At 69.9% G+C, this 8098-nt stretch carries 8 protein-coding genes; 2 read left to right on the top strand and 6 right to left on the bottom strand.

Features of this window, described 5'->3' with window-relative positions; translation table 11 throughout:
* Both Q0D57_RS18490 and Q0D57_RS18485 read right to left on the bottom strand, forming a co-directional pair.
* Nucleotides 1-1396 (bottom strand): APC family permease (locus Q0D57_RS18490; RefSeq protein ID WP_291046824.1); only part of this gene is annotated, 1396 nt, incomplete at its 3' end.
* A complete protein-coding gene (locus tag Q0D57_RS18485; protein ID WP_291046823.1) occupies nt 1393-2274 on the bottom strand; it encodes a universal stress protein in 882 nt (293 codons plus the stop codon). The genes Q0D57_RS18490 and Q0D57_RS18485, both read right to left, overlap by 4 nt.
* Before the next feature lie 74 nt (nt 2275-2348).
* On the opposite strand from Q0D57_RS18485, the gene Q0D57_RS18480 reads away from it, so the two are divergent.
* The gene (locus Q0D57_RS18480; protein ID WP_259525148.1) at nt 2349-3038 is read left to right on the top strand and encodes a response regulator transcription factor; all 690 of its coding nucleotides are present in this window, start codon (nt 2349-2351) and stop codon (nt 3036-3038) included.
* A gap of 30 nt (nt 3039-3068) precedes the next feature.
* Nucleotides 3069-4784, top strand: a complete 1716-nt coding sequence (locus tag Q0D57_RS18475) for a HAMP domain-containing sensor histidine kinase (RefSeq protein WP_291046822.1) — start codon at nt 3069-3071, stop codon at nt 4782-4784.
* Here the strand turns inward: Q0D57_RS18475 and Q0D57_RS18470 are convergent.
* From Q0D57_RS18470 to Q0D57_RS18455, 4 genes are all read right to left on the bottom strand, one after another.
* Nucleotides 4781-6457 carry an ATP-binding protein gene (locus Q0D57_RS18470; RefSeq protein WP_291046820.1) on the bottom strand — a complete coding sequence of 559 codons (1677 nt, stop codon included), beginning with the start codon at nt 6455-6457 and terminating at the stop codon, nt 4781-4783. The genes Q0D57_RS18475 and Q0D57_RS18470 overlap by 4 nt on opposite strands.
* Entirely contained in the window at nt 6454-6825 is a 372-nt protein-coding gene (locus Q0D57_RS18465; RefSeq protein ID WP_291046809.1) for a response regulator, read from the bottom strand. The genes Q0D57_RS18470 and Q0D57_RS18465 overlap by 4 nt, the downstream gene beginning before the upstream one ends.
* Nucleotides 6826-6856: 31 nt before the next feature.
* Entirely contained in the window at nt 6857-7228 is a 372-nt protein-coding gene (locus Q0D57_RS18460; protein WP_291046808.1) for a response regulator, read from the bottom strand.
* A gap of 122 nt (nt 7229-7350) precedes the next feature.
* The coding region (locus Q0D57_RS18455) for a TCP-1/cpn60 chaperonin family protein (RefSeq protein ID WP_291046806.1) at nt 7351-8098 on the bottom strand (748 nt) is incomplete at its 5' end.

The following is an 8098-nucleotide window of genomic DNA, read 5'->3' as shown; positions in this document are numbered from 1 at the left end:
CGGGGTTCGCGCTCTCGATGATGGTCGTGAAGAACAGGACGCCCAGGATCAGCCCGCCCACCAGCGGCGAGAAGAACTGGAAGAAGAAGTTGCGCGCGCTCGAGAACCACTGCTTGCGGAAGTACCAGACGCACGCGAACGCCGTGAGGCCGTAGTAGAAGCAGATGAGCATGCCGAGGGTCGTGATCGTGTCCCACAGCACGTCCTCCGAGATGAAGCGCATCACGGTGTAGAAGACGGATGCGACGAGGCTCGACACGATCGTGGCGTAGCCGGGCGTGAAGAACCGCGGGTGCACCTTGGAGAACTTCGGCGACAGCGCGCCGTAGTGGCCCATCGCCAGCAGCGTGCGAGCGGGTGACACGAAGGTCGACTGCAGCGACGCCGCCGACGAGGAGAGCACGGCGATCGACACCAGGATGGCGAGCGGGCCGAGGATGGGGCCGGCCAGGGAGAAGAACACGTTGCCCTGGATGTCGGCGTTCCCGAGCCCGAACTCGCCGTCGCCGACTCCGGCGTAGTTGATGAGCGAGACCGAGAGGAAGAGGTAGAGCACCACGATGATCACGACGGTCGCGGTGGCGGCCTTGCCGGGCGTGGAGCTCGAGCCCTTCGTCTCCTCGCTCATCGTGAGAGTCACGTCCCAGCCCCAGAAGATGAAGATCGAGAGCGAGAGCCCGGCGGCGAAGGCGCTGAACGAGCCGACCGCGAAGGGGTTGAACCAGTCGAGCGAGATCGGCAGGGCGTCGAACGCGTCGCCCGCCCCCACGTGCACGAAGGCGACGATGCCGAAGAACACCATCACGAGCAGCTGGAAGCCCACCAGCACGTACTGCAGCTTCTGGGTGGTCTGCATGTCGCGGTAGGAGATGAGGGTGGCGCCGAGCATGAACGCCAGACAGGTCACGACGTTGATGAACGGGTTCGTGGTGAGGTCGGCGATGTCGGGGTTCTGGAAGATCTGCGACAGCATCAGATAGAAGAAGTCGACCGCGATGCCCGCGAGGTTCGACAGCACCACGATGGTCGCGGCGATCAGCCCCCAGCCCGCCATCCAGCCGACCCACGGCCCGAAGGCCCTGGTGGCCCACGTGAACGAGGTGCCCGAGTCGGGCATGCGGCTGTTGAGCTCGCGGTAGCCGAACGCCACGAGCAGCATCGGGATGAAGCCGACCAGGAAGATGGCGGGCACGTGGGTGCCGACCTCCGCCACGGTGGGCCCGAGGGCGCCCGTGAGCGTGTAGGCGGGAGCGATGCAGGAGATGCCGATGACGATGGCGCCGACGAGACCGACGGTGCCGGCGCCGAGGCCCTTCTTCGACAGGGCGGCGGTGGCCGCGGTGGGCGGCGAGGCCGGGTCGGCGGAGCCCTTCGGCGAGGTCTCGGGAGCGGTCATGACGGGTCTCCGATCTGGGTGGGCGCATCACGCGGCACGACCACGAGGGGCACGGGCAGCTCGCGCAGCATCTTCGCCGCGGTCGAGCCGAGGAAGAGGCGGCGGGGCTGGGCGAGGCGGCTGGAGCCGACGAAGACGATCTCGGCCGGATCCCACGCGATGGCGGTGATCGCGTCGTCGATGGCGCGGCCCGTAGCCACCTCCGAGGTCACCGTCAGGTCGCGCGGGAGCTCGTCCACGGCGTGGGCCAGCACCTCCTCCGCGTGCTCGCGGGCACGCTCGAGGGCCTCGGGCCGGTCGGCGCCGGTGGGCTCGTCGAGTGCCACGAGCGAGAGCAGGCGGAGCGGCACCTCGCCGGCACGGGCGGCCCGGATGCCGGCGGCCAGGAGCGCATCGGCCCCGGCCCGGGTGCCGACCGCGCAGGTGATGCGGCTCACCGGGGTCTCGGCGAGGTCGCGGCAGCCCGAGGGTGCGAGCGCCACCGGGACGGGCGCCGCGTGCAGGAGCGCGTTCGCCACCGTGCTGAGGGCGAAGCGGCCGAGCAGGCCACCGCGGGCGGCCCCCACCACCACGAGCGAGGCGCCGAGCGTGTCGACCGCCTCGAGCAGCCCGTCGGCGAGCGACTCCGCGTAGACCAGGTGCGAGGTCGCCTTCATGCCCTCCGGCACCCGCTCGAGCGCTGCCTCGAGCCAGCCCTCCGCGGTCTCCCGCAGGAACTTCTCGTAGCCGGGATCGGCGGGGACGATCGTGGGCCGCTCCTCGTTGGCGAGCACGAGCACCACGTCGAGCCGCGCGCCGTCGGTGCGCGCCAGCCGCACACCGAGAGCCAGGGCGTCGTGTCCGGCCGGGGTGTCCGTGTAGCCCACGATGTGTCTCATCGCACCATAGTGGCGCATCCGGGCATGCGACAGGCTCCCAGCCTTCGCCCAGCGAACCCGCAGAGAATGGACGCATGACCGGCCCTCGCATCCTCATCGTCGACGACGAACCGAACATCCGCGACCTCCTCACCACGAGCCTGCGGTTCGCCGGCTTCGCGGTGCGCGCCGTGAGCAACGGCGCCCAGACCATCTCCGCCGTGCTGGAGGAGGAGCCGGACCTCATCATCCTCGACGTGATGCTGCCGGACATGAACGGCTTCGGCGTGACCAAGCGGCTGCGCGCCGCGGGCTACACCGCGCCCATCCTGTTCCTCACCGCGAAGGACGACACCGAGGACAAGATCACCGGTCTCACCGTCGGCGGCGACGACTACGTCACCAAGCCGTTCAGCCTCGACGAGATCGTGGCCCGCATCAAGGCCATCCTCCGCCGCACCATGCAGGCCGACGAAGACGCGATCATCCGCGCCGGCGAGCTCACGATGGACCAGGACACGCACGAGGTCTTCGTGGGCGACACGGCCATCGAGCTCTCCCCCACCGAGTTCAAGCTGCTGCGCTACCTCATGCTGAACCCCAACCGCGTGCTGTCGAAGGCTCAGATCCTCGACCACGTCTGGGAGTACGACTTCAACGGCGACGCCGGCATCGTCGAGAGCTACATCTCCTACCTGCGCCGCAAGCTCGACGCGCACACCGAGGAGTCGCTCATCCAGACCAAGCGCGGCTTCGGCTACATGCTCAAGGTGAGCAAGGTCTGATCAGCCCGGGAGGGTAGCCTTGCTCACGCCATGCTGAACGCCATCCTGAAGCAGTGGAGCGCCGTCTCCCTGCGCACGAAGATCACCGGTGTCACGGTGCTCATGCTCACCTTCGGGCTGGTCGTCTCGGGCGTCGGCACCATGATCGTGCTGCGCACCTACCTGCTGCAGCAGGTCGACACCCAGCTCGATGCGGGCGACAGCGATCCGTCGCCGTTCCTCGGGCCGTCAGCCACGCCCGAGCAGTTCGACGTGGCCGACATCACCTCGGCACCCACTGACTACTTCGTGGGGCTCGTCGACTCCTCGGGCAACCTGCTCGCCAGCAACTGGGGCGAGGGCGAGCCGGAGGAGATGCCGAACGTGCAGGTCACGCTCGAGCAGGCGAACGAGCTCGACGGCAAGGTCTTCACCATCGAGTCGCACGACGGGCGCATGGAGTGGCACGCGGTCGCCGCCCAGGTCTACCTCTTCGGCGGCACCGAGCAGGGCAACGTCATCATCGCCAAGTCGCTCTTCGAGACCGAGCGCACCACGGCCACCTACCTCTCGATCTTCCTCGCCTTCGGGGTGGGAGTCGTCATCCTCGGCGCCATGCTCACGAGGCTGCTCGTCACGAGCACCTTCGGGCCCCTTCGCGAGGTCGAGCGCACCGCCGCAGCGATCGCCGACGGCGGCGACTTCAGCCAGCGCATGTCGGACGCCACGCCCAACACCGAGGTGGGCAGGCTCAACCGCTCCCTCAACACCATGCTCGCCCGGATCGACCGCGCCTTCGCCGACCGCGCACGCACGATCGACCAGATGCGCCGCTTCGTGGGCGACGCCTCGCACGAGCTGCGCACACCCCTCGTGTCGGTGCGGGGGTACGCCGAGCTGTACCGGATGGGCGCCCTGCAGACCCCTGAGGACGTCTCGCAGGCGATGGACCGCATCGAGAAGGAGGCCATCCGGATGGGGACGCTCGTGGAGGACCTCCTCGAGCTCGCCCGCCTCGACGAGACCCGCCCGCTGCAGCTCGAGCCCGTCGACCTCGTGCCGATCACCGTCGACGCCGCCATGGACGCGAGGGCGGCGAGCCCGGGCCGGGTCGTCTCCGTCATCACGCCCGACGACTCCGCCGCGGTGACCCTCGGGCCGGCACTCGAGGAGAAGGCCCCGGACGACGGTGCCGCGGGCGCAGACGGATCGCGCACACCGTCGACGGCGACCCGCCCGATCGCGTTCGCGAATGCGACCCTCGCCCGGCTACGCCGTCGACCCCGATCCGGCACCGCCAAGGGCGACACCCAGCCGGTCGTCCCGCTCACCCCGGCCGGCGACGAGGCGAACGCCACCGGCCCGGTCGCCGTACCCGTTCCCCTCACGCGCCCGATCGTGCTCGCCGAGGAGAACAAGATCCGGCAGGTGCTCACGAACCTCATCGGCAACGCCCTGCGCTTCACCGACGCCGACTCCCCCATCGAGCTCGCCGTGCGGGTCGACGAGGAGCGTCGCGTCGCCACCGTCGACATCGTCGACCACGGCGAGGGCATCCCGCCGCAGATCCGCGAGAAGATCTTCCAGCGCTTCTGGCGCGCCGACTCCTCCCGCACCCGGGAGACGGGCGGATCGGGCCTCGGCCTCGCGATCGTCTCCTCCATCGTGGCCGCCCACCGCGGCACGGTGGAGGCGCTCGAGACTCCGGGTGGCGGGGCGACGTTCCGTGTGACGCTGCCGTTGCTGCCGGAAGGGCTGCCCGGCTAGAGGGGCAGTTCCACCGTGAAGGTGGTGCCGGCGCCCACTGTGCTGTCGATGTCGATGGTGCCGGCGTGGGCCGTGACGATGGCTTTGGTGATGGTGAGGCCGAGGCCCACGCCCTTGACGGCGTGCTGGGTGGCCGTGCTGGCGCGGAAGAAGCGCTCCGAGAGGCGCGCCACCTCGTCGGCGGGGATGCCGATGCCCGTGTCGGCCACGATGAGGCGGGCGGCGCCGGGAGCGCTCTCGAGACCGATCGTGACCGAGCCGCCGCGCGGCGTGAACTTGACGGCGTTCGAGATCAGGTTGTCGAGGGCCTGGCCGATCCGCACCGGATCGACCGTCGCCGGCACGTCGTCGTCCGGCGTCACCACCGAGAGCGTGATGTGCGCCTCGTCGGCGGAGGGCCTCGCAGTGTCGACCGCCGCCCGCACGAGGCTGTTCAGGGAGGTCGGCACCGGCTCGATCGTGAAGCGGCCGGAGCCCACCTGGGCCGTGAACAGGAGATCGCCCACGAGCTGCAGGAGCCGCCGGGCGTTGCGGTCGACCACGTCGAGGTACTTCAGCTGCTGATCCGTCATCGGGTCGTCGAAGTCGTCCTCGGGCCGGAGGAGCTCGACGTAACCGAGGATCGACGACAGCGGCGTGCGCAGCTCGTGCGAGATCAGGCTCGTGAACTCGTCCTTGAGCCGCTGGAGCTCGGTGGCCTCCGTCTCATCCGTCGCCACGAAGATGAATCCCGCCGGATCGCCGTCCTCGTCGAAGCGCTCGGTCACGAGCACGTGGGCGGGGAACGTCGTGCCGTCCTTCCGCGCGTAGGTCCAGTCGCTCTGCTCCGGCGCGTCCGTCCCGGCCCGCAGGGCCGAACGCGCCTCGTTGTAGCGCGGGTGCACGTCGAGGATGTCGAGCCGGCCGATCGCCTCGGTGCTGGAGTAGCCGAGGAGCGACACCGCGCCGCGGTTCCAGACGTTCACGGTGCCGTCGAGATCGGTGCCGATGATCGCGTGCCCCGTGATGGCCTCCCAGACGCTGTCGCGGAGGCGCGCCGCCTCGAGCGTCTGCTCCTGCCGGCGGAGCGCCTCCCGCGTCGAGTCCTCGAGCGACTGCACGAGGCGATCGCGCTCGAGGCCGAGCTTCTGCAGACGCACCAGCCGGTCGTTCTGCACGCGGGCGATCTGGTTGATGAGCACGGCGGCGATGGCGAACACCGCCGGCGTGAACACCAGGCGCGCCACGTCGGCCGCCACCGACACCGACGAGATGCCCACGAGGAACGGCACCGCCACGACACCGAGCACCCCCGCGAACGAGATGAGCACGTAGCGGAGCCCGGGCTGGGAGGCGATCCACACCACCGGGATGATCATGAGCGCGCCGAACGGCGAGAGCTGGCCGCCGGTGGCCGTGCGCAGCAGCGCCACGGCGACGAAGGTCACGATCGGGATGACGATCTCCCACCGCGGCGGCAGCGCCGTGCGGGGCAGCACGATCGCGAACACGGCGGCCGCGAGCACGAGGGCGTCTGCCACGACGACCGGCCAGACGACGGCCGCGATGTCCATCGGCGACACGAGGATGAGGGTCGCCAGGGCGAAGCCGGTGAGGGCTGCGCCGTGCTTGAGCAGCGGCGGCCACGAGCCGAACGTGCCGGCCGTCGCCTCGGTGCCGCTGCGCTCCGTCATCGGCCCGCCGGGGCGTGCTCGCGCAGCAGTCGCACCAGCTCCCGCACCTGGAACGGCTTCGTGAGGAGCCCGTTCGCGCCGGCGCCCTCCGCCTCGGCCCCGATGGTGACCGACCCGTCGGCCGTGATGATGAGCACGACGAGCCGCTCGAGCCCGGGCTCCGCCCTGGCGAGCCGTGTCACTTCGAGACCGGTCATGCCGGGCATCGAGATGTCGAGCACCGCGAGATCGATGTCCGAGCCCTGCAGCGTCGCCCACGCCTCCGTGCCCGTGCCCACGGCGGCGGTCACCGTGAAGCCCGCCTTGAGGACGGCGATCGAGACGAGCTCGCGGAGATCCGCGTCGTCATCAGCAATCAGTACGTTCATCGTGCTCGCGCCCCCTCGAGACTTCCCACCGCTAGCCGGTCGGGAAGATGCTGTCCATCGTGCGTGCGATCTGCCGGAACGTGAACGGCTTCGGCAGCACCGCATCCGCCGTCGGGTACTCCTCGGCGCCGAGCACCGAGGTCACCACGAGCCGGGAGCCGGGCACCTCCGCCTTCATGGCGTCGACGAGCTGCCAGCCGTCCATCCCGGGCAGCAGCAGGTCGACCACGGCGACGGCCGGCTCGATGCGGCGGTACGACTCGATCGCATCCTCCGCCGTGCCGGCGATCGAGACGGTGAACCCGAGCCGCTCGAGATGAACCTGCAGCAGGTGCGCCTGGTCCTCGGAGTCGTCGACGATCAGAGCCGTCCGACCGTCATGGCGTGAAGCAGCTTGCGACACGAAATCCTCTTCCCGCCTGAGGCGATCCGGATGGAGGGCCTGCCCTAGAAGCGTACAGCCCGCACGCAGAAGGGCGGCCCCCGAAGGGACCGCCCTGTGCGTGATGCCCGAAGGCGTCTGGACTAGAAGTCCATGCCACCCGTGGGGTCGCCGGCCGGAGCCGGGTTCTTCTCGGGCTTGTCGGCGACGACGACCTCGGTGGTGAGGAAGAGGCCGGCGATGGACGCCGCGTTCTGCAGAGCGGAACGGGTGACCTTGGCGGGGTCGATGATGCCGGCGGCCAGCAGGTCGACGTACTCGCCGGTGGCGGCGTTGAGGCCCCAGCCGTAGTCGAGGTCGCGGACCTTGGCGGCGACGACGCCGGGCTCGAGGCCGGCGTTGAAGGCGATCTGCTTCAGGGGCGCCTCGATGGCGACCTTGACGATGTTCGCACCGGTGGCCTCGTCGCCCGTGAGCTCGAGGTTGGCGAAGGCGGTCTTGCCGGCCTGGATGAGGGCGACGCCACCACCGGCGACGATGCCCTCCTCGACGGCTGCCTTGGCGTTCCGCACAGCATCCTCGATGCGGTGCTTGCGCTCCTTGAGCTCGACCTCGGTGGCGGCACCGGCCTTGATGACCGCGACACCGCCGGCGAGCTTGGCGAGGCGCTCCTGGAGCTTCTCGCGGTCGTAGTCGCTGTCGCTGTTCTCGATCTCGGCGCGGATCTGAGCCACGCGGCCGGCGATGGCCTCGGCGTCGCCGGCACCCTCGACGATCGTGGTCTCGTCCTTGGTGATGACGACCTTGCGGGCCTGGCCGAGCAGGTCGAGGGAGACGTTCTCGAGCTTGAGACCGACCTCCTCGGAGATGACCTGGCCGCCGGTGAGGATC

This window comes from Herbiconiux sp. (assembly GCF_023264895.1).
In the GTDB taxonomy this organism is placed as follows: domain Bacteria; phylum Actinomycetota; class Actinomycetes; order Actinomycetales; family Microbacteriaceae; genus Herbiconiux.
This window is presented reverse-complemented; position numbering and strand designations above follow the sequence as displayed.